At 30.7% G+C, this 2659-nt stretch carries 5 protein-coding genes; 4 read left to right on the top strand and 1 reads right to left on the bottom strand.

What is annotated here, in order from left to right:
- Both V7127_RS25775 and V7127_RS25770 read left to right on the top strand, forming a co-directional pair.
- Positions 1–300: hypothetical protein (locus tag V7127_RS25775; protein ID WP_335491116.1), on the top strand; the 300-nt coding region annotated here is incomplete at its 5' end.
- 374 nt (positions 301–674) lie between these two features.
- Complete coding sequence (locus V7127_RS25770; RefSeq protein WP_335491113.1) at positions 675–881, top strand: hypothetical protein; 207 nt, start codon at positions 675–677, stop codon at positions 879–881.
- Between the two features lie 901 nt (positions 882–1782).
- Here V7127_RS25770 and V7127_RS25765 read toward each other — a convergent pair.
- Entirely contained in the window at positions 1783–1977 is a 195-nt protein-coding gene (locus V7127_RS25765; RefSeq protein WP_335491111.1) for a hypothetical protein, read from the bottom strand.
- Between the two features lie 174 nt (positions 1978–2151).
- Here V7127_RS25765 and V7127_RS25760 point away from each other — a divergent pair, with 174 nt between their 5' ends.
- Both V7127_RS25760 and V7127_RS25755 read left to right on the top strand, forming a co-directional pair.
- Positions 2152–2397, top strand: a complete 246-nt coding sequence (locus tag V7127_RS25760; protein ID WP_335491108.1) for a hypothetical protein — start codon at positions 2152–2154, stop codon at positions 2395–2397.
- Between the two features lie 48 nt (positions 2398–2445).
- Positions 2446–2659 (top strand): hypothetical protein (locus tag V7127_RS25755; protein ID WP_335491105.1); only part of this gene is annotated, 214 nt, incomplete at its 3' end.

The raw sequence follows: 2659 nt of genomic DNA, 5'->3' as shown, positions 1-2659 counted from the left end.
ATATTTTACAATGAATCGCAGCTACTATCCATAATAAATAAGATACAGCAGATTTTAATATTAAACCATTTTTACAACTGGCTAAAAGTATCAATCTTATATGGTTCTCAACCTGTGTTATTTCATAGAATCCCATTTAATTATGAAGACTTACCACTATTTATAATTGAATCAAAAAATAATAATAGCTCCGTGCCTCAAATTAGATTTTGGACTTTTCTGGAGGCAAATCAAAAAGATATCTTATCTAAAATAAAATGTCCTTTCGATACAGTTAGCTTAAGAAGAAGAAAAACATAAAGTAACCCTTAACGTTAGTTTAGAAATCTCTGCTCACGACTTTTTTGAACTTCATTTCTTCTAAATGCCTTACCACGAATTAAAATTCGTTTATAGAGTTCTATGTCTCTCGATAGTAATGAAAACAGTTCTTGTTCAGTTATATATAAATTACATTTAGTAAGACTAATTTCAATATATTTCATTAAGCCATTACCACCTTTGTTAGATTTTGATTAGTCTATATTTAATATTTCTGTGATCGAGACAAATTATTCAGAAACATTCATTCAACCCATGTCAGTTGAATAAAGGAGAAGACCAATCATTTATTTGGAGTTACAAATAGGTATATCACTTGCAGCGGCATTGTATTTGCAGACAAATGTGTTTATTTGCGTAATGATACAGAGAAAGCAAGAATAAATTATGGACCAGTAGATATAGTATGTGAAGTGGGTATGGAAAAGGTTTTAGATTATGATGCACGTCTATACTCTGAAATTATTAAAGAAGTTGCTAGCGATAAACCCTATAATCATTTCACTGAGGCAGAGAGGGAAAACATGCTAAAAGATTATTTTTTTTCGAAAATTAATTAAAGTTTTAGTTATCGTTTGTATTCTTGTTCAACTGCTTTGTTTGACTAGATTCGCGGCCCACTAGCGTTAAGGCAAGAATCACGCCATGCTTCAATTTGTTCTTTATATATTTTTTCAACAGTACTCTGCTAGATCTGCTTGATTCACTACGTACTTTTCCATTCCGAATTACGATTAAAACTATTCTTCACTACTCCATTGTTCAGAACCTTGTCCATGTCTAGGAGTGGGGTATCCAGCTAATCTAGCTGGTGAGTTAGTTTAACAAGACATGTACTTATGATCTTCCACAAACGGATGCGTTAGTCCAAGAAGGATTAACGCTTATTTTAAGAATTAACGCTTATTTTTGTGGTACCACTTCAACTTTGGAGCAGGGGTGTTAAAGAAAGAGAAGTAGTTTTAATGTTCATAATCATAATTTTATTAATAATACATGAAGGGGGAGGGGAAATATTATGTAGAATAGAAACTCGACCTATTCTGTCGAAAACGTAGAAATTACATGGGTAAAATCGGAAAAATATATCCATAAACCATAAATTAATAAAAACATTTAGTGATTACATAGGAAATCCTGTTTATATTAATATTAGTAAAATAAATTAACTAAGATCATAGGTGTAGATCACCTGTGGTTTTGCTATAGACCGGAATATAGTAGAAACTCCCTAGAGGGGATGGAATATTTATGTAGTCTTTTTTCATATTAAAAACGGATTTAAAGGGTTTAACCCTAATATCTTAGGTGCTTTTTGTGTAGGAGCAAGTGTTAACTCAATAATAGACAATGATTTTTTTGGATTTTCACTTTATCTAGTATTAGGTTTAGTTTTTTATGGGATTGCTCCGATTAGAAGAAAAAAGGAAATAAGGTAATTCAAGACTAAAATTAAAGAAATTAAGAGTGTCTAAAAAGGCACTCTTTTTCCATAGCATTTTGAAACTCTTGGTTGTACTTTAACCAGTAGTAATAAGTTGACTTAGATACTTGGACTTCATTCAAGCAATCAATAATAGATGATTCACCTGAAACAACCTTTTCAATTACCTTTAATTGCACATCTGTTAACCCTTTCTTAGTTTCAGTTGACATAGTTATCACCTCCAAAATTTTCAAGATGGTTTAGATTCGTACACTTTTTTTATCAATTTATCACCATTTAATTAGCCATCCTTAACTCCCCTATTTCTATTAAACTAATTAAAGGAAAGAACACTCAAATGGAGAATTCTTCAATTAATGAATTTAGAAAGAGAGGTTTAACCAATGAAAAGAGTATTATTAATTCCATTAATATTAGTAACAGGATGTTCAAGCGAACCTACAGTAAACTACGACATGGAATCAACAATTATTGAAATGCAGGAAAGTATTGAAGAAATGCAAGATAGGATAAATGAATTAGAAGATGAAAATGAAAGCTTGAAATATGAACTTGATGATGTTTTGTATCGGTTAGATGAAATGGATTCAAGGTTATTTGACATAGAATGGTTTTTAGACATGAATTAATGTCAATATTTTAAGCCGGTCTATTAAAGTTGATGGGAGATTCTTAAAATGAAAAAATGGCTCATAGCAATTACTCTTATATTAATTATTTTGGTATTAACTAATCCTTCTGAGGAAGAGTATTATACCTGGGCTAAGGACAAGATCAAAGAGAAAAGCAATAGTGAATGGTTAAATATCGGTGTTGATTGGTTTGGTGATAAAGTACTTGAAAATACCACGAATCCACGCGATTATGTAATATTTTCAATTTATAAAACTT

Origin of the sequence: Bacillus sp. JJ1773 (genome assembly GCF_036962035.1) — a bacterium.
Lineage (GTDB): Bacteria > Bacillota > Bacilli > Bacillales > Cytobacillaceae > Cytobacillus.
This window is presented reverse-complemented; position numbering and strand designations above follow the sequence as displayed.

Excerpts from the sequence above, each read along its gene's own strand:
- V7127_RS25765 (WP_335491111.1), bottom strand. The coding sequence starts at position 1,977 with ATGTCAACTGAAACTAAGAAAGGGTTAACAGATGTGCAATTAAAGGTA.
- V7127_RS25760 (WP_335491108.1), top strand. The coding sequence starts at position 2,152 with ATGAAAAGAGTATTATTAATTCCATTAATATTAGTAACAGGATGTTCA.